This is a genomic window from Paenibacillus sp. RRE4, from assembly GCF_031844205.1.
In the GTDB taxonomy this organism is placed as follows: domain Bacteria; phylum Bacillota; class Bacilli; order Paenibacillales; family Paenibacillaceae; genus Paenibacillus; species Paenibacillus xylanexedens_B.
Genome location: NZ_JAUZUT010000001.1, coordinates 3,036,517 through 3,058,091, shown reverse-complemented (window position 1 = coordinate 3,058,091; position 21,575 = coordinate 3,036,517). Strand labels below are relative to the sequence as shown.

Annotated in this window: 4 protein-coding genes; all 4 read left to right on the top strand. The window is 44.6% G+C overall.

The window, feature by feature from the left end:
• Positions 1 to 6: 6 nt before the first annotated feature.
• The 4 genes from pabB to Q9R46_RS13710 are packed head-to-tail and all read left to right on the top strand — an operon-like array spanning position 7 to position 21,556.
• Positions 7 to 1,803, top strand: coding sequence for an aminodeoxychorismate synthase component I (gene pabB / locus Q9R46_RS13725; RefSeq protein ID WP_311280412.1), 1,797 nt, complete (start codon positions 7 to 9; stop codon positions 1,801 to 1,803).
• A gap of 17 nt (positions 1,804 to 1,820) precedes the next feature.
• Entirely contained in the window at positions 1,821 to 5,591 is a 3,771-nt protein-coding gene (locus tag Q9R46_RS13720; protein WP_311280411.1) for a condensation domain-containing protein, read from the top strand.
• Positions 5,581 to 8,049 carry a non-ribosomal peptide synthetase gene (locus Q9R46_RS13715; RefSeq protein WP_311280410.1) on the top strand — a complete coding sequence of 823 codons (2,469 nt, stop codon included), beginning with the start codon at positions 5,581 to 5,583 and terminating at the stop codon, positions 8,047 to 8,049. The genes Q9R46_RS13720 and Q9R46_RS13715 overlap by 11 nt, the downstream gene beginning before the upstream one ends.
• A complete protein-coding gene (locus Q9R46_RS13710; RefSeq protein WP_311280409.1) occupies positions 8,042 to 21,556 on the top strand; it encodes a non-ribosomal peptide synthetase in 13,515 nt (4,504 codons plus the stop codon). The genes Q9R46_RS13715 and Q9R46_RS13710 overlap by 8 nt, the downstream gene beginning before the upstream one ends.
• Positions 21,557 to 21,575: the final 19 nt, after the last annotated feature.

Below are 21,575 nucleotides of genomic sequence, written 5' to 3'. Positions count from 1 at the left end.
TCTTGAATGAAGCAATCCGATGCCAATCCGTACATCTTATTTGATTTTGTAGGCGAGGATCGTTGTAAACAGCGTAAAATTTTCACGAATCCTGTTGAAGTCATTAAGGCAACATCCATTGAAGAGGTAAAACCGGCTTTGAGGAAAATTCAGGACGCGGTTAATAAAGGATATTATGCAGTAGGTTATGTATCTTACGAAGCTGCGCCGGCTTTCGATCCCGCTTTTCGAGTTCATTCAGATGTGGTTTTACCGCTCATATGGTTTGGTATTTTTGAAGGGTATGATACAGGCTATGCATCCTCATCTAATGAGTATCAGATCTCAGGATGGGAACCAACGGTTACAGAGAAAACTTATCATCAAAATATACATAAAATTCACGAAGCCATCGCGCGGGGAGACACCTATCAGGTCAATTATACGATGCGCCTTCGATCAGAGTATGAGGGTGATCCCTACGCTTTTTATACAAAGTTATGTGACGCACAGCAGGCGGATTATTCAGTCATGCTGCAACTCGGTGATATCAGCATTTTGAGTGCTTCACCTGAATTATTCTTCAAGAAGAATGGAAATCAGCTGGAGACTCGTCCGATGAAAGGAACAGTGAAACGGGGGCTTTACCAGAAACAGGACGACGAATTGGCCAAGTGGTTGCAGCAATCCCCGAAAAATCGGGCTGAAAATGTGATGATTACAGATTTGCTCCGGAATGATCTTAGTGTTATTGCCGAGACGGGAAGTGTACATGTACCGAGACTTTTTGATATTGAGAAATATTATACTTTGTTTCAAATGACCTCTACGGTTACAGCAAATACAAGGTCCCACATTCAGTTAGAGGACTTGTTCACAGCACTTTTCCCCTGTGGTTCTATCACTGGGGCGCCGAAAATCAGCACAATGGATTTAATCTATGAACTGGAAGATACACCAAGAGAGATCTATTGCGGATCGATTGGTATGTTAAGTCCGGATGGTTCATCCGTTTTTAATGTAGCGATTCGAACAGTGTGGATTGATCATCAGCGCAATCAGGCTGAATATGGTGTGGGCGGAGGGATCACTTGGGACTCGACAGCTTCGGATGAATATGCAGAGGCCAAAACTAAAGCGTTGATGCTAACGGAACAAAAGCCGTATTTTGAATTATTGGAATCGCTTCGATTGGAGAATGGGCAGTATTCGCTCTTGGAACGTCATCTTGACCGAATGATGGATTCTGCATCCTATTTTAACTTTGGGGCGGATAGAGAGGTTATTCAGAATGAACTTACAAATTATGCCAGAAAACATGCGATCGGCCTGCATAAGGTCAGAGTGTTGTTATCTCCATTGGGAGAAATTTCGATTGAGAGCACACCTTTTATAGACCGAAGAGAAACACAGATGGTAGCTCTCGCAAAATCACCAATTTTGTCCAATCAGCGCTACTTATATCACAAGACAACGTATCGGGACATGTACGATGTTCATCGCATGGCATCTGGAGATGCTTACGATGTTCTTCTGTGGAATGAGCATAGAGAACTTACCGAATTCATAACAGGAAATGTGGTCATTGAGCAACAAGGTAAAAAATACACACCACCAAGAGATAGCGGATTGTTAGCAGGCACATTCCGAAATCAGCTCTTGAATGACGGAATTCTCGAAGAAAAGGTATTAACGTACAGAGACATAATTGGTGCAACAAATATATGGCTTATTAATAGTGTCCGTGGGTGGGTCTCAGTGAAAATTTCACAGGAAAGTCTGGATCATTCGTTACAGGAACTCACCGTTACCTCAGGGCAGTGAAAGGAGAACACGTTCGAATGTCATTTCATGTTAATCTCCAACGTTATATAAGAAATGAGCTTCCAGTTCAACAACTTTCAATATCCATGCGGGCAACGACCTCTTATGGCAATAGAAATAAACGTTATATCCCTGCCGCTGCTTCTACGGTATTAAAGACGCATGAACATTTCAAATATGGTCAGAGACCGAAACTGTGGAAATCACAATCAAATCTATTAGCTGGAGAATCAGCAATCCTGGTAGGGAAAGCACTTGACTATTCTGGATATCCCCAGACGCTTGCTGAGGCTTTTGATCTGACTGTTAGGAATAATCCAAAGAAGAAATTGCATTATAAGATGAAGAATGGAGAAGTCCGAATATCAGATTATTCGGATTTGTCACAGCATGCAGAGAGCATCCTTCAAGGGCTAAGTCAACAAGGTGTCCAGCCGGGAGAGTCTGTCATTTTGCAGATTGAACGTATAGATCACTTCGTAGCTGCAATCTGGGCTTGTATACTTGGCGGTATGAATCCGGCGCCACTGAAGCCAGCTCTTCATTTGCCAACCGATCACGTGGATCACCTGAAGCTGAAGCAGGTGTGGAAGTTATTGGATTATCCGCTCATTGTAGGAGATTTCGCTGGAATTTTTGAGGAGGAGGGTAAACGTGAAGGAGCGGTAATTTCGATAAACGAGCTATCGCAGCATAACCGTTGCCGGAATAGGCACAGTAGTGAGCCACACGATCCTGTCCTTACCCTCTTTACATCAGGAACGACAGGTACTCCGAAGTGTGTCCGGTATCAAAATCGCCAGATCCTTGCGAATATTATAGGTATCAAACAACATTTGGGCTTGACTTCCGAAGAGATTACTTTGAATTGGATGCCTCTCTATCATGCTGGTGGATTGCTAACCAATCATATCCTCGGAGTTGTGTTGGGCTGTGAGCAAGTGTTAAGTTCTGTTGAGCGTTTTTTGAACTTTCCCACTTCATGGCTAGAAGATATAGAGGAGCATCAAGTCACATTCACCTGGGCTCCTAATTTTGCCTATGCACAGCTGAATCAGCATAAAGCCGTCCATGCCCGGCCATGGGACTTGTCATCCATTCGAACCATATTGAATGTAGGTCAACCGATTTCAGCTCGCACAGGCAAAGAATTCCTACATCAGTTAGCTCCATTTGGACTTAAAGCTAATAGCATTGTTCCTGCATATGGAATGACTGAGTTTTCGGGAAGTCTCTGCTTCAGTAGAACGTTTGATCAGTCCGATACAGGTGGAATTCAGCATATTGTGAAGGGATCATTGGCTGGGGAATTAATCTTTGCAGACTCCCCCAATACGGAAGAAACAATAGCTTTTGCCGAGATTGGAGAGGTAATTCCCGGAATAAGTCTGCGTATAGTCAATGATTATAATGTTCCGCTTCCCGAAGCTCATGTGGGGAGAGTTCAGCTCAAGGGAGATTCAATCATAACGGAATACTTCAAGAACAAGGAAGCAACTAACAACGTATTGACTAACGATGGGTGGTTGGAATCCGGTGATCTCGGTTTTGTAAAAGGTGGCAGGTTGACGTTAACCGGCAGAGAAAAAGATGTACTGATCATGAACGGAAAAAATCTTTACAACTATGAAATTGAAGCAGTGATGAAGCAGGTATACGGTGTTGATGCTGATTACGTGGCAGCAGCAGGAATTTCTGGCGGAGAGTCGGGCAATGACCAGCTGTTGTTATTTTATTCACCTCTAAATGATGATGAAGGCTTAAATATGTTCGTCATTCAGGAGATGAGAGGCAACATATCGAGACAATTTGGCGTAAATCCCAGATATATTGTTCCGGTAAGCAAAAGGGAATTCCCTCGTACACCTACAGGTAAAATCCAGCGACTACAACTTGTAGATTTACTACTGGATGGCCAATTTGATGAAACGCTCAACCGAATAGATTGTATGCTGCATGAACGTCAACAGGTTCAGAAGATGATGGAAGAGGAAGTTGCAGCAACTTCTGTTGAAAAGGATACATGTGAACAGGCGGAAGAAAAGGATTCCGAAGCAGCGCAGATCCAGCAGGACAAGTGTTGCATAATTCACTATACATCAGAGCAGGTTCATTGCCATGAAGCTCTGGTGTACACCAAAGTACGTAAATATATAAAGGAACATAATGTACATCTTGACCGAATTGAAGTGTACAGACAATCTCATATAGGTGAAGGGGCATCGCTTTCTTCGGAGTATTATCCATTTCTTGAAAAAGCATTTCAATCCGTCTTGGGATTGACCGAGGTGGCCAGCCATGATGATTTTTTTCAATTAGGTGGTGACTCCCTCCGCATGACTCGTCTGCTCGCGATGATTGCTTCCGAGTATAAGGTGCGTATTTCGATACAGCGTTTTTTCAGACAAGCAACCATCAACGGAATTCTTCAGGAATTGCAGAATACGGAACCGTTAAATAACCATACTCCTATCCCGGTTCAGCAGCAACGGACGGAGAAACTTCCGCTTACCATGAAACAAAAAAGTCAATGGGTCCTGCACATGATTGCTCCAGAGAGCGCCTTTTATACCAATACATTTTCGATTCACTTTACGGGTGTTTTTCATATATACAAACTTCAGAATGCTCTACATGCACTGATTATGCGGCATGAGGCTTTGCGTGTCCGCTATGGTATTCAAGACGGGGAACCTTATCAGTATGTTAAGGAGCCAGCATCTGAGATTGAAATTCGACGAGTAGATCTTACCCAGCTACAGGAACATGAAAGACATGTTGGAATTAGGATGGAGATTGATCAGGAAGCAAACTTGCGGTTTGACCTTATGAACGATGCATGTCTTCGGTTGTGCCTGATTGATTGCGGCCCGGACAAGCATATTCTAGTTGTATCCATGCATCACATTATTTCTGATGGCTGGTCAGTAGAGATTTTCACCAACGAATTGGTGCAATTATATGAATCGGGGTTGGAAGATTCACATCGAATGTTGACGCCACTTTCTGTATCCTACTCCGATTATGTGCTGTGGCAATCATCCATGGAGCAAGGTAGTGATTCTGCCCTGCGGGAACTAAAAGGTTACTGGATTAGTAAGCTAAACAGAACATTACCCATCATACAAGTACCCTATGACTTTCCATATTCTGAGGTTAGAACGTACAGAGGAAATACGCTCGAACGCATTGTAGACTCCCAATTAACCTCCCGGACATTAGCAAAGGCAAATAGGTCAGGGGTTACCCTCTTTATGCTTTTATTCGCGGTGTATGGCTACCTGATTCATCGTTTTACCAGACAGCCCTATATCCCCATTGGTACCGTAATGTCCAACAGGATCCGTGCTGAGGTGGAGAAGCTCATTGGATTTGTAGCGAATACCGTTATTTTACCGGTCGAGTTTAGTGAAGATATGACGTTTGATGATCTACTGCAACAGGTTAAAGATATATCCTTGGATGCTTATCAACATCAGGAAGTACCTATAGAAATGCTGCTACCTGACCTTTCGTATCATATGGCACCAGGATTAACACCGGGTTTTCAAGTCATGTTTACATTGCAAAATGAATTCACACACCACTATCAGCTTCAGAATTTATCTGTACAGTTGATGATTGAAGCAGGAAGTACATCCAAGTATGACTTGATTCTACATGTATATGAGGAGTCAGATATTCTTAGGCTGCGTATGGAATACAACACGGATGTGTACCGAATGGAGACCATCGAGAGGCTTCTCGAATTCTATATCACCATGCTGGAAGGGGTTGTTGAGCATTAAGCTGTCGAGTCTGAATACAATGCCTGATACCGAGAGGCGTATGCTTCTGGAGCAATTCAATGATACGAAGACCACATACCCGTTAGAAGCAACACTCGTCAGTTTGTTTGAGGAACAGGCGGAAAGTTGCAGTGCACGAATTGCCTTACGTTATGAACATACTGAGATGACATATGCCACATTAAATAGTAAAGCCAACCGTTTGGCGATATTTCTTCGACAGCAAGGCGTCAAACCAAATCAGGTTGTAGGCATTTTGTTTTCACGTTCACCTGGAATGGTTATCAGCATACTTGCCGTGCTTAAGGCAGGTGGAGCTTATATGCCGATTGATCCCGAGTACCCCAAAGAGCGTATTCAATACATGCTTGAAGATAGTAAAGCACAATTCTGTATTACGGAAGACCAGGAGCTTCTGCCTGAGGATGTATCAATTAAGGCAATCGTTCCCGATCTACTGGATGACGATCAAATAGAAGGCGTCTACGCAACTAATCTGAAACAAGTGAATCAACCATCGGATTTGGCATACATCATCTACACCTCAGGATCAACGGGAAAACCAAAAGGGGTCATGATTGAACATTCCAATGTGGTCAGGCTGCTTTTTAATGACCGAAACTTGTTTGACTTTACCAAAGAAGATGTGTGGACACTGTTTCATTCATTCTGTTTTGATTTTTCGGTGTGGGAGATGTATGGGGCGTTATTGTATGGTGCCAGATTGATTATAGTTCCTCTGAATGTAACAAGAGAGCCAGCACAGTTCTTATCGTTACTGCAGAAGGAACAGGTCACCATTTTGAACCAAACTCCGACGGCCTTTTACCGAATCGCTAAATTGGAAGTAGAGTCAGACTTGCATACATCGCTGGCTGTTCGAAAGGTGATTTTTGGGGGAGAAGCTCTTCAACCTATACAACTACTGGAATGGAAGAAGAAATATCCTCAAACTCAACTCATTAATATGTATGGCATTACGGAAACAACGGTTCATGTGACATATAAGGAAATGGAATGGGATGATATCCAAGCCAAAATAAGCAACATTGGAAAACCCATTCCTACGCTTCAAATTTATATTCTCGATGAACAGCGGGAATTGGTTCCGATTGGTGTGGAAGGGGAAATTTATGTTGGTGGTGCAGGCTTGGCCAGGGGATATCTGAACCGAGAAGAACTGACCGCCGAACGGTTTGTTCCCCATCCCTTTGCCGCCTCACAGCGGTTATACAGAACTGGAGATCTGGCCCGCTGGCAGATGAACGGTGAACTTGAATATTTGGGAAGGATCGATCATCAAGTGAAGATCAGAGGTTTCCGAATCGAGCTTGGTGAGATCGAATCCAGACTTCTGGAAATCGATGGAGTACAGCAAGCGGTTGTAACGGTCAGGGAAGCGGATACTGGAGAGAGTGTTCTCTGTGCATATTACGTTTCTGATCGACTTCAGCAGAGCAAAGATTTAAGAACAAGACTATCCCAACATCTGCCACGGTATATGCTGCCTGCTCATTATATTCAAATGAAGACTCTGCCAATGACACTGAGCAACAAAGTCGATACGAGAGCACTTCCCGCTCCTAGCAACAGTGTGACTCCAACAGATGTTACCGATTTGGTTATGCCAAGCCATGAACTAGAATGGCAGATGCTGAACATCTGGCAGGAAATGCTGGATAACCGCAATATGGGTGTAGAGTGTGACTACTTTGAGCTTGGTGGAGACTCTATTCGTGTCATTGAACTAATCAGCCGAATGAACAGAGAGCTTGGACTACATATCCAAATTTCTGATATGTATGATTATCCAACGATTCGCAATTTGGTTAGACACCGAAGTACTCATCTTGAACCTGATAACGTCCGGAACGAGATAGAGATGGAGTTATTACAGATGCGCACCGAGTGGCTTGCGAACCCGGCATTACGAGCCTTGTTACCCTCCGATGTGGAAGATGTGTATCCCATGAGTGATATTCAACAGGGAATGGTGTTCCATTACATGAAAAATGAAGGTCTGGGTGTATATCACGATCAGTTTATATATCAGATTCATGGGCATCGAATTCAGGTGCTTAATCTTCAAACGGTGATGAATGAACTCATAAGCAGGCATCCCATTCTGCGTACTGGTTTTAATATTTCTGATTTTCCCGTACCTGTCCAATATAGTTGTGAACGTATAGATTTTGAAATTCAGGAGGTCGTGCTGGAACATCGGGATACTGAATCGATAGAACAGGAAATTCGGAATTATATGGAGCTTGATCGGAAGCGACCATTTGATATTGAGCATGCTCCGCTCTGGCGCCTGGTGATTTTCAATTCCACGGAGGAGTCATATGTGGGGTGGATCTTTCATCATGCCATTCTGGATGGATGGAGCGTTGCCGTCTTTATGTCGGAACTACTGAATTTGTACGGTGCTCTCAAAGGAGGGGAAGTCAGTGCCTGATCCGTTAAAAACGAGCTATAAAGATTATGTTATAGATCAGATGGCACAATCTCGAAATTCTTCTATTATGGAGTATTGGCGTGAAGAGCTACTGGATTATCGAAAATACTCATTCACAGAACAGTCCGAGATTCATCATGGCAATTCAGTAGCTAATTCAAGCGTGACTCTCCTTCCATCGGAACTTTACACCCAGTTACAAGAAGCGGCACGTCATCAGCGTGTTACTGTAAAATCCCTATGTTTGTCTGCATTCGTCACTTCATTATATATGTTGTCATATGAAGATGATATCCTAATCGGGCTTGTCGAGAATGGACGTCCTGTTCACGAGGATGGCGCCCGCATATTGGGCTGTTTCCTGAATACAGTCCCTTTGCGCACGCAATTTGATTCTCTAGTGAACTGGGGAGACATTATTCAAGATGTGTATCGTAAACAAACCGAACTCAAAAAATATGGCCGATTGTCCCTTGTTCAGATTCTAAATGCAATTGGGGAGCAAAGCAGCCGAGAAAATCCGTTGTTTGATATCGCCTTTAACTATATTGATTTTCATGTATATGAGACTGTGAAACAAGGAATGTTTGAATTTAAGTCTTACAGCTATGAGAAAACAAATACGCTCCTCGATTTCAGTATTTCAGTAACGCTGGGTGAGTTGTCCGTCAAAATGGTGTCATCTTATCCGACAGCATTTACAGATCGGTTGCTTGAGGTATATCTGAGAGTTCTTGATTGCTTGCTTACCAAACCGGAACAGAAGATCGATACAGCCGATATTATCACGGAGGAAGAACACAAGTTACTCGAAACTTACAATGACACAACGGCCGAATATCCTCATGAGGCAACCGTTGTGGAACTGTTCGAGCAGCAGGTGATACAGCAATCTGAGCGAACTGCAATTGTTATGGGAGAGGAGAAGTTATCCTACCGAGAATTCGGTAAGCGAGTGGATCAGTTTGCCATTCAGTTGCTCGAGTCTGGCGTTGAACCCGGACAAAATATTGGACTTATTTCAAGGCGGTCCATAGAGATGATAACGGCCATTTTCGGCATTTTGAAAGCAGGATGTACCTATGTTCCGCTGGATCCGGAGTTCCCGACTGAGCGAATTCATACGATGCTTGCAGATAGTGGTGTGGCTGTACTTATCGCTGAAAAAGGTCTCTTTATCAGTGGATATGAAGGCAAGCAGCTCAATCTGATCCAGCAAGAACGGTTGCATAGTGACTGCGAGCGACAATCAGCGGACATCTTCACGAAATGCCACAGATCTGCTGAAGATGTAGCCTATATCATGTATACATCGGGGTCTACAGGTAAACCGAAGGGTGTGCAAACGACACATCGTAATATTGTGAAGACCGTAATCAATAACGGTTTTATGGATATTCATGAAACGGACCGGATGTTGCAACTCTCCAACTATGCATTCGATGGTTCAACATATGAAATATTTGGTGCTTTACTAAACGGAGCTACACTTGTATTAATTCCCAAAGAAAAAGTTCTCAACGTATCGGAGCTTGCTGATACGTTGGAGAATGAACGAATCACTTCGGCTTTTATGACTGCTGTACTGTTCAATGCCGTTGTGGAGTGGGATGTTCAATGTTTGAAACATGTGAGAAGGCTATTCTTTGGCGGAGAGGCTGGATCCAAAAAGCATGTGGAGAAGGCTCTGCAGGTTCTGGGGAATGACCGGATTGCTAACGGATATGGTCCAACTGAAACGACCGTTTTTGCAGCGACTTATCTGGTCAATCAACAATTGCTGCATTATAACACAGTTCCCATCGGAAGACCTGTTCACAATACCCAGGCTCATGTAATGAATCGAAAAGGACAACTTCAACCTGTTGGGGTACCCGGCGAGTTGTATATTTCCGGTGATGGACTTGCGTCAGGTTACCAGCATCAGGCTGAATTAACCGAAGAACGTTTTGTAATCGGTCCTTCTGGAAAAAGAATGTACAAAACAGGTGATCTCGTTCGCTGGTTGCCGGACGGAAATCTTGAGTACATGGGGAGACTGGATCAGCAAGTGAAAATTCGTGGAAATCGAATTGAGCTTGGCGAAATTGAGAGCAGGCTATCCAGGATTGAATCGATCAAGGATGCTGTGGTTATAACAGAAAAGGATGAGCACGGACATGCCTATTTATGCGCGTATATCGTCCCAGGTGACAACAAAACTCCTGTGTTGCACTGGAAAAAAGAGCTGAGGAAGACGCTGCCTGAATATATGGTTCCGAATGCTTTCGTTATACTGGAAAGCTTCCCCATGACACTGAACGGTAAGCTCGATCGCAAGGCACTTCCCAAGCCCACGAGAAGACAGACCAACCATTTTGTCGCTCCGGCTAATGTATTTGAAGAGAAATTAGCACATATCTGGGAAGAGATTCTGGATATACAAAGCGTGGGAGTAGAGGAGCATTTCTTTGAAATCGGAGGGCATTCACTTAAAGCTATGATGCTTGTGGCTAGAGTGCAGAAGGAAACCGGCGTAAAGGTTTCACTACAGGATGTATTCATCATGCCTACGATTCGAGAGATGGCCATGTGGATCATGACAGCACGCTCGACAGACCAGCCTGATGAGGAGCTTTTGCCTGCACCCTACAGGGACACGTATCCGGCGTCTTCCATTCAACAAAGGATGTACATTGTTCAGCAAATGGAAAATGCAGCTGTAAGCTACAACATGCCTTTTCTGCTCCGATTAAAGGGCAAGCTGGATTTAAATGCTTTGGAGAAATCAATGCAGATGCTGATTCAGAGACACGAGACATTGAGAACTTCATTTGAGTTGCACCGTGGTGAACTGCGGCAGCGTATTCATAGAGCTGATCAAATATCTCTGGAATCTTTGCGCGTCGAAGAAGTTGCATTAGCAGGGACGGAAGAATCGGCTATCCAGTCGTTTGCTGAACAATTCATTCGGCCATTTGATCTAGGAGAAGCCCCTTTGTTCCGAAGAGGTTTACTTCGGATGAATGAGGAGAGTCATGTGCTATTGCTTGACCTGCATCATATCATTTCGGATGCACGCTCAATAGAGATTCTAATATCGGACTGGGTTAGATTATATCAGGGGCAGACTCTTTCGGACATGGGCGTGCAGTACAAGGATTATGCTGTCTGGGAGCAGGAGAAATATCTTCAACAAGAGGCATACAGCAAAAGTCAGGATTACTGGCTGTCCTTGTACCAAGCCGAAGTCCCGGTTCTTGAAATACCAACAGACCATCTGCGCTCTCCGATCCGCAGATTCGAGGGAAGTCGGGTGAATGTAACGTTAGATACTGCTCTCGTGAGTCAATTAAAAGAAGCGGCTAAGGCCAACCAACAGACCTTATTTATGCTAATGATGGCATCCTATCAGATTCTGTTGTCCAAATATTCAGCGGTGGAAGATGTTATCGTGGGCACTCCTTTCACATGTAGAGATACCATTCAGCATGAACGAATGGTAGGCATGTTTGCCAATACGCTGGCACTTCGAAGTGAACCCAAGGCAGAACTGTCGGTAAGCGTATATCTGGAAAAAATGAGAGAAATTACGCTGGCAGCATATCAATTCGGCCGATACCCACTGGAAGACCTGATAGATCGCCTGTCCCTGCCGTTTGATTCCAGCCGACATCCATTGTTCGATACGATGTTTATGCTACAGGATCAGGTACCCGCAGAGAAGCATATACCAGGGCTTGAGGTCCAGTATGCCGAGTGGGATCATCATACATCAAAATTTGACATGACATGGGTCTGCACATATTCGGAAGATGATATGACATTATCTGTTGAATACCGAACGGATTTGTGGGAATCGAATACCATAAAAAGAATTTTAAAGCATTATGTACATTTACTGCAGCAGATTGTGGCGTTCCCGGAACTGAAAATCGGGGAACTGGAGCTTGTAACCGAATCTGACATGGCACAGATAGAGGTATGGAATAACAGCGCTGCAGATTATCCTCAAGATGCTTCCGTTGCTGAGCTGTTTGAACAGCAGGTTGAGCTAGGTAACGAGAAGCCGGCTGTAAAGATGGATGGGTACCGTGTTACGTATGGGGAGCTAAATGATCGTGTGAACCGTCTTGCACGATATCTTATTTCACAGGACGTTCAGGCTGGGCAACGCGTCGGGCTAATTATGGACCGCTCCATTGAGGTTATTGTTGCAATGCTCGCCATCGTTAAGAGCGGAGGGGCGTACGTCCCTATTGATCCGAGCTTCCCTGCGGACAGGAAAGCGTTCATGTTGAAGGATAGCGGGGCAAGGTGGTTGATTGTAGATCATCCTGACCAGGTCCCTCATTATGAGGGAGAAGTTCTAATTTTTAATGAAAATATTTGGGCACAAGAGTCCAATCGGAATCCGGTGCTTGACCGAAATCATATGAATAACAGTGGAGATGACCGGTCTCCTGGCCCGGAAGATACCTTATATGTCATGTATACCTCTGGTTCCACCGGCACTCCAAAAGGAGTAATCACGACACACCGCAATGTAATCAAGACGGTCATTCATAATGGTTACGTTGATATCACCCCTGAGGACCGTCTGCTACAGATATCTAATTATGCGTTTGACGGATCGACGTTCGACATCTATGGTGCACTGTTACACGGTGCTGAACTTGTGTTGTTGAAACGGGAAGAGGTGCTGGACGGGAATGTTCTCGCCAAGGCCATTCGCGAACAACATATCACGATTGCTTTCATGACAACAGCCCTTTTTAACACGCTGGTAGATCTGGACCCAACATGCTTGAACCAAACTAGGAAAATTCTCTTTGGCGGTGAGAAAGTATCTGGAACTCATGTCAAAAAGGCCGTTGATTTGCTTGGAAAACATAGACTTATACATGTATATGGCCCGACAGAAACGACGGTATTTTCCACATTCTACTCCATCGTTTCTGATGAATATATCCCCATTGGTCAGCCAACGAATAACACAAAAGTGTATGTGCTGAACCAAGAAGGCAAGCAATTACCTATTGGTATTCCTGGCGAGTTGCATATAGGTGGTCCAGGGCTTGCCCAAGGATATTTGGGAAAACCGGAGCTCACCCGTGACAAATTTATAACTAGTCCGTTTGTTCCGGGAGAACGTCTATATCGGACTGGCGATTTGGTGAAATGGCTGCCAGATGGAAATCTCGAATTCATTGATCGAATAGACCATCAAGTGAAGATTCGTGGCAATCGCATTGAACCAGGGGAGGTAGAGGGACGCCTGCGCAAGCTGTCAGGTATCCATGAAGCGATAGTGATGGCGGATCGTGATGACCAGGGTCACTCCTATCTATGCGCGTACATTTTACTTCCGGATGGAGAAGCGAAGCAGTCTTTTCAAGAACTGGTAACGATCTGGAAGCAGGAACTCAAGCAGCAAATGCCTGAATATATGGTCCCAACCGTCTTCTCCATTTTGAATGAGATACCGCTTACTTCGAATGGAAAGATCGACCGAAAGAAACTTCCGAAGCCGACAATTGTACGAGGTCAGCAATATGTTCCAGCAGAGAATCCAGTCCAACAGAGCTTGATAGAGATATGGGAAAGCGTTCTGGGCATTAAGAAGATAGGCATACAGGATCATTTCTTTGAATTGGGCGGACATTCTCTGAAAGCCATGTTACTAGTAGGCAAGATCCACCAGGAACTTGAGGTCAGACTTACCTTGCTGGATGTATTCGAGACCCCAATTCTTCGGGACATGGCTGGATGGATTCAGAAGGCCGCTCGAAATCGATATAAAGCCATTGATCCGGCTCCAGTGATGCAATTTTATCCTGTTACATCGGTTCAGAAGCAAATCTACTACGCCCAGAAGTATGAAACCAGTGGAACAAGTTATAACATGCCGATGTTATTTGAAATATCAGGAGCATTAGACACCACTCGTCTGGAAGCATGTTTTAGGCGGCTTATCGCACGCCATGAAATCCTGCGGACCTCATTTGTCATGGAGAAAAGCGAATTAGTTCAACGGATTCATTTAATAGAAGAAGTGGAATGGAGACTTGAAAGGCGGACTATGGGTTCATTGGAGTCTTCGATCGAGGAATTGGATGGAACTGCAACATATCCAATGTCTGACGTAATGTCCACTTTTGTTAAGCCGTTTGATTTGGCAGAAGCACCGCTGATCAGGGCAAGTGTAATTGGAATCGATAAGGAACGGTATGTATTGGCGCTGGATACGCATCATATTGTTTCTGATGGGGTGTCTACTCAACTGATATACGATGAACTGTTTGATCTTTATCAGGTACGGGAACTTGATCCGATACGCGTCCATTACAAGGATTATGTAATGTGGAAACAGAACCAGCAGACGAGCAGTACCTATGAGGAAGCACAGCAGTTCTGGTTGGATCAGTACTCAGAATTTGAGAGTTCAGCAGAACTTCCAATGGATCGTGTACGTCCTGCCATTAGATCGTACCGGGGGGAATCCTATACATTTGGTTTGCCAAGTAAGAAGGTACAGGCATTGAAAAGAACAGCTGCCGGTTACGGTGCTACTCCATTCATCCTTCTGTTATCAGTGTATGGCCTGATGTTATCTAAATATACGGGTGAAGAAGACATCACTATAGGGGTACCGATAGCCGGACGAGAACATGTAGATGTGGAGCCCATTGTGGGGATGTTTGTAAACACGCTGCCTTTGAAGCTTAATCCGGCTGCTGATCTGACGGTCGGTGATTATATCCAGCATGTCAAAAAATATATGCTGGCAGTCAATGAACGAGGCATATGTTCTCTCAGTGATCTATTAGACAAACTTCATTTTCCTTTTCAACCTAACCGAAATCCTTTATTTGACACACTGTTTGTATTGCAGGATATGACGCTTCCTGTCAAAACGCTTCAGGATATATCTGTTCGCAAGTTGGATTGGCGTGGACAGCAGGCCAAATTCGATATGTCCTGGGTATGGCATGAAGACGGGGATGAACTCTTGGCTGAGGTTGAATACAGTTCAGATCTATGGGATCGGGTTACCATCGAACAAATGACTCGTCATTATGTTCATTTACTGGAACAACTATTGAATAGCATGGATACGAAAATTCGGGAGCTGGAGCTGCTTACCCCGCCAGAAAAAAAGTATTTTAGAGAGCTTAATAAAACAGATGCTGAATATCCAAGAGACTGGACTGTGACGGATGCATTTGAATTCATGGTATCAGAGCAACCTGAACACGAGGCACTCTTGTACGGTACAGAGATGGTGACTTATGGAGAACTGAACGAACGTGTAGACCGGATGGCGGCATTACTCAAAAGACGTGGAATTAAGTTTGGTGACTGTGTGGGACTTTTAACACATCGTAAACCGGAGATGATCATTGCCATTCTGGCGATACTAAAAGCAGGGGGAACGTACGTCCCCCTCGATCCCCAATTTCCGGAAGAGCGACTAACTTACATTTTACGGGATAGTGGAGCGCAATGGCTCATTATGGAGCAGGATCTGACTTTGGATTCCTACACGGGAACAATCATCCCGCTGCTCGAACCACAAGTTTATGCAGAGGGGAGTTCGATTAATACATCCAGCTCATATTCAGCAGAGCAGCCAGTCTATATCATGTACACCTCGGGTTCTACCGGAATACCCAAGGGTGTAGTTACGAGTCACCGCAACGTAGTGAAAACCTGTATCAATAACGGATTTGTTGAAATTGGGCCAGAGGATCGGATGTTACAGCTTTCCAATTATGCTTTTGACGGCGCCACATATGAAATCTTTGGAGCACTTCTTAATGGAGCAACGCTCGTGCTGATGCCTAATCAACACGTTTATGATGTGTCGTATCTTACACGCACATTAAGACAAGAGAGGATCACGAGTCTCTTCATGACAACCTCTCTGTTCAACACGGTAGTTGATTATGACGTACACAGTCTGCGTGGTATGTGGAAACTGTTTATAGGGGGCGAAGCAGCCTCGGTGAAGCATGTCATTAAAGCGCTGGATGTGTTGGGAGGACATCGGATTGTAAATGGGTATGGCCCGACCGAGACGACCGTATTTGCAGCAACGTACCCTATTGATGAGAGCGTAAGGAACACCGGGCGTGTTCCCATTGGCCGAGCTATTCATAATACAAGGCTCTATGTATTGAATAAATGGGGTCAGCCCCAACCTGTGGGGGTTCCTGGAGAATTGTACATCGGAGGCGAAGGTCTGGCTGCCGGATATTTGGGTCAACCGGAGTTGACGGAAGAAAGGTTTTTAACCCGGCAGATGGAAGGGGAAGATAGAGTCTATCGTACAGGAGACCTCGTAAGGTGGTTAGAGGATGGCACCATAGAATATCTGGGAAGATTGGATCAGCAAGTGAAAATTCGTGGAAATCGGATTGAGCTGGCAGAGATCGAGGATCGCATTCTTGCTCTACAAGAGGTCAACGAAACTGTAGTTACTGCACATCGGGATGACCAGGGGCATTCCATGTTGGTGGCGTATGTTGTGATTGACTCTGCAAGTGTGCTTGCCCAACATGAAATGAAAAACGAACATCAAGCCGAAAACTGGAGAAAAATCTTAAAAGAAACACTTCCTGAGCATATGATTCCATCCGTATTCATCGAGCTCTCATCCTTACCGCTTACACGGAATGGGAAGCTGGATCGAAAAGCGCTGCCTAAACCCGACATTGCAAGATGGTCTTCACATTATGTAGCTCCTTCAACACATACGGAGAAGGAACTGGCGCAATTATGGACTGAAGTTCTCAGCCATACACAAGTGGGCTTGTATGACCATTTTTTTGAAGTGGGCGGTCATTCACTAAAAGCAATGGTACTTATAGCAAAAGTACAGGAGAAATGGGGCATCAAATTAAGCATGCCGGATTTATTTGATGCTCCAACGCTGAAACAGATGGCTACATCGATTGATCAAGGAGATAAACAGAATCATGCTCGTATCCTGCGTGTCAATAAGCAAGTGGATTATCCCGTATCGTCGGCACAGAAGAGATTATATTTGGTTGAACAGTTCGAGGATACCTGCACAAGTTATAACATGCCCATGGTACTGATGATAAATGGTAAACCCGATGTGATCCGATTAGAGATTGCGCTTAAAGGACTTATTCGTCGGCATGAATCGCTAAGAACCTCCTTTAGAATGGTTGATGGTGAACTGAGACAGCTCATTCATGAATTGAAAGACACGGATTGGAAACTGGAACATAGTGCCGAGCCTGAAACGTTTGCAATTCTAGAGAGGGATGAACAGATTGCTCGGTATATTGGCACATTTGTCCGGCCCTTCGATCTTGGATGTGCACCGCTTATGAGAGCAGGTTTATGCGCACTTTCAGACAGAGAATATGTGTTGGTCATGGACATACATCACATTGTGTCCGACGGAGTAACTACCGGAATTCTGTATCAGGATTTGATTCAACTCTATCAGGGACATTCTCTTGATGAGATGACAGTTCAATATAAGGATTACACGGTGTGGATGAATGAACAAAAGAACAAGCCCTCCTACTTGACGAGTGAAGATTACTGGCTCAAGCGGTATGAGAAAGACGTCACCGTATTGGACATCCTCACAGAGGGGCGGCGTCCAAGCAGGAGACAATTCACAGGTTCTTCCCATACGTTTGAACTGGATACTGAGCTGAGTAGTGCAGTGAAACAGTTGGCGCAACAGACAGATGCCACACTTTTCATGGTGATGTTGGCAGCGTATAACATTCTTTTGTCCAAGTACACGGGGGAAAAGGATATTGTAGTGGGCATTCCTTTTGCGGGAAGAACCCATACAGATATCTCTTCCGTTACAGGCATGTTCGTGAACACTTTGGCGCTAAGACAAGAATTGTGTGGTGATCTTCCAATTCGTGAATGGATCGGTCATGTGCGCAGAAACACGTTGCTGGCTTATGAGCATGGAGTGTACCCATTGAATGAACTGATTGAGAAGCTGCAAATCACAAGAGACCCAGAGCGCAATCCTTTATTTGACACCATGTTTGTTCTACAGGATGCCAAACCCCGAACGGTAGAGCTGCAAGAGTTGCAAATTGAACCTCTAGATTGGACAAGTAATACTTCTAAATTCGATATGACGTGGGTAGTTCACGAGAATCAAGAATCTCTTAAACTGACCATAGAATATGCGACAGACCTTTACGAACATTCTCAGATGGAAAATATGGCGTTTCATTATGAGCATGTGATAAGGCAAATGTCTAGCTCTCCAGACATATTACTCGACGAGATCAGGCTGATTACTCCCTCGGAAGAGCAGAAGATATTGGGGCAGTTTAATGACACTTATGCAGAGTATCCGCGTGATCAAACGATCAGCCAGTTGTTTGAAATCCAAACGTCGCTTCGTCCCAATCAAACGGCGTTGGACTTTTATGGGGAGACGTTAACCTATCAAGAGCTTTACCAGAAAGCCTGTCAGCTTGCAACCTATCTTGAGCAAAGTGGCTTGCGCCGTGGAGATGCTGTTGGATTGCTGGCAGACCGTTCAGTTGACATGATTGTGTCAATCTTGGGAATCTTGCAAGCAGGGGGCGTATATGTTCCGCTTGATCCATCCCATCCACCGGAGAGAATGATCTATATGTTGGAACAATGTCATGCAAATATGCTCGTCGCTCCATCGGAAAGACCTCTCCATGGATTCAAAGGGTTCGTGGTTCCATTAGAAGAATCCAGTCGAACGTTATTAGAAAAAAATATATTATCTGCTCCATACGAGGGTAGTTCAAGGGCATTACCAGATGAAGCGAACACTCCAGCATACATTATGTATACTTCGGGATCGACCGGATTGCCGAAAGGTGTAGTCACTACACACCGAAATGTCATAAAGACAGCGATGAATAATGGATTTATCGACATCCGTGAACAGGATCGGATGTTACAGCTCTCCAATTATGCGTTTGACGGATCAACCTATGAGATTTTCGGTGCATTATTAAACGGTGCTACGCTTGTACTGATCAGCAAAGAAGACATACTGGATATCAACAAGCTTTCCTCAATCATGAAGGGTCAGAGGATCACATCTGCCTTTGTAACCAGTGTACTGTTTAATGCGCTGGTTGATCATGATGTCACTAGTCTGCAATATGTGCATCGACTATTCGTTGGAGGAGAGGCCCTTTCCAAATCGCATGTCATGCAAGCTCATCAATATCTGGGAGACGACCGGATTGCGAATGGGTATGGTCCGACTGAAACAACGGTCTTTGCAACGACATATAATGTCGGGCCTAATTTGACAGAGCATAGTTCGGTTCCTATAGGAAGACCCATTCATAATACGAAAGCCTATGTACTCAATGCGCAAGGCCAGCTTTTACCTGTCGGTGTAGCCGGTGAATTGTACATTTCCGGTGAGGGTGTAGCAAAGAAATATATCGGGGATGCAGAGCTGACGCAGAACAGGTTTCTGGAAGATCCATTCTGTATTGGTGAACGAATGTATCGGACAGGGGACAGAGTTCGATGGATGCCTGATGGCTGTATTGAATTTCTTACACGGATCGATCATCAGGTCAAAATTCGCGGGCACCGAATTGAACCAGGAGAGATTGAGTCTAGGCTGGTACAGCATTCTGATGTACAGGAAGCGGTCGTTGTTTCTCGACAGGACAATACAGGACATTATCTGTGTGCTTATATCGTTTCATCGGAGGGATTCCAAGAACAAGAGCTCAGAAAGTATGTTCAGCAGAGTTTGCCCGAATACATGGTTCCGTCGTACTTTGTACCGATTGCCAAGCTCCCGGTAACGCGTAACGGCAAGTTGGATCGAGGAGCTCTCCCTGCACCGGATCTGAATAGCATAAAAGAGGATTATCGTGCACCTGTAACTCAAGAAGAACAAATCTTGGCTCAAGTCTGGTCAGAAGTGTTGGGTGTGGAACGTGTGGGAATCGATGACAACTATTTTGTCCTCGGAGGGGATTCCATTAAATCCATACAGATTGCATCAAGACTCACTCGTTATCAGATCAGACTACAGGTCAAGTATTTAATGCTGTATCCGACAATTGCGGAGTGTGCCGAGTTTTTGGAACCTATGGAAATAAGGAAAGAGCAACCAGACATCATTGAAGGAGACATCCCTCTCACGCCGATTCAACAATGGTTCTTTGCACAAGGGTACAGCAACCTGAATCATTGGAATCAATCGATGATGTTGTACAACCCAGAAGGGTGGGATACGGACGCGGTAAAAGAGGTGTTCTATAAACTTTATGAACACCACGATGTATTACGTATCCGATTTGATATCAAGCCCGATGGCGTGGTACAGAGTGTTTCATCAATAGACAAGGATAAGGAATTCCCTGTGGAAATACACGAAGTAGAAACTCCCTGGGACGATGCCCACCTTGAACGTATTGCCACAGCGATTCAATCCAGGGTGAACCTGGAACATGACTTAATTCGGCTTGGTGTGTTCAGAACACCTGAAGGTGACCATCTGCTTATCGCAATACATCATCTTATTATTGACGGTGTGTCGTGGCGAATTCTGTTGGAAGATTTCCACTGCATGTATCAAGCTATTCTCCTAGGGGACAAGACGGTGAATTTGCCTGAGAAGACGGATTCCTATGCCTTCTGGAGCCGTGAACTTCAAAACATAGCCACGTCGGAAGAGGTGAAGCGTCAACAAGCCTACTGGCACAAGCTAAATCAGGAAGCACTACAACTTTGTGATCATCGTGATAAACCTGGTTTGCTCAAACAAAGCAAAACAGTGACTATGGAACTGGAACCATATAGAACACGCCAGCTATTGACTGAAGTTCATCGTGCGTATCACACCGAAGTCATGGATATTCTGTTGACGGCTCTGTCCATGACGTATGCAAAAGATGTTGTTATCGATCTTGAAGGACACGGGAGAGAAGGAATACTGGACCATGTGGATACCACAAGGACCATAGGCTGGTTCACCACGATCTATCCTGTGCTTCTCCGTACAGCTCATGAAGAACTTGATGAAGCGCTGCGTCATACGAAAGAAATGCTTCGTGGTATCCCCGGCAAAGGGAGCGGGTATTCAATCCTGAAATATCTGACTACCGTGTTCACTTTTGAGGGGGGGACGTGTAATCCCGATATCGTTTTTAATTATCTGGGGCAATTTGGAGGAGATTCACAAGGCGATTCATTCGCCGTATCATCCATGCCTATGGGAGAATTAATCAGTCCACTTAACAGAATGTCGCATTTCGAAGAGTGGAACTGTGTGGTCGATCAGGGGAAATTCCAATTGATCCTTCGTTATGATCCATCAAGAATGGATGAGAGAGAAGCTGTGGAGCAAGTAGCCCGCTACGGTTCGAATCTGGAGAGATTGATTGTATATTGCCTGACTCGTGAAGCCGAGGAATTTACACCAAGTGACTTTACCGATACAGACCTGACGTTGGACGAACTTGATGATATCACGGATATCATTGACAAGCTGTGAGCATTCCGGAGATTTCTTA

What these genes read in the sequence shown, in the direction of transcription:
- pabB (WP_311280412.1), top strand. Translation starts at nt 7, where the DNA reads ATGAAGCAATCCGATGCCAATCCGTACATCTTATTTGATTTTGTAGGC.
- Q9R46_RS13720 (WP_311280411.1), top strand. Translation starts at nt 1,821, where the DNA reads ATGTCATTTCATGTTAATCTCCAACGTTATATAAGAAATGAGCTTCCA.